Source organism: Rhodoferax sp. UBA5149, assembly GCF_002413825.1.
Taxonomy (GTDB): domain Bacteria; phylum Pseudomonadota; class Gammaproteobacteria; order Burkholderiales; family Burkholderiaceae_C; genus Rhodoferax.
Map to the genome: position 1 here is coordinate 4,374 of NZ_DHXT01000004.1, position 326 is coordinate 4,699.

Sequence of the window (326 nt, forward strand, 5' to 3'; positions counted from 1 at the left end):
GCCGCCCGCGCCGGCAAGCACGGCAAGGGTTTTGCCGTGGTGGCCGACGAGGTGCGCACGCTGGCTGAAACCTCGGAGACGAGCGCCAAGCAGATTCAGGACCTGGTGGGCCAGATCCAGCAAGATGTCAAGGCCATCGCCGACGGCATCAACAACTCGGCCAAGGCCATCGAAGGTGAAGTCGAAAAAGGCAAGGTCATCACCGTGCAGCTTGAGGCGATTCGCACAGACGTGATCGAAGTGGTGCGCGGCATCACGGAAATCGCCACCGGCGCCAAGCAGTCCGACGCCGCCGCCGCCCAAGCGCTCAAGGGCTCGGAAGAAAT

At 63.5% G+C, this 326-nt stretch carries 1 protein-coding gene; it reads left to right on the forward strand.

From position 1 onward, the window contains the following. The coding region (locus B3V69_RS00170; RefSeq protein WP_296442665.1) for a methyl-accepting chemotaxis protein at positions 1-326 on the forward strand (326 nt) is incomplete at both ends.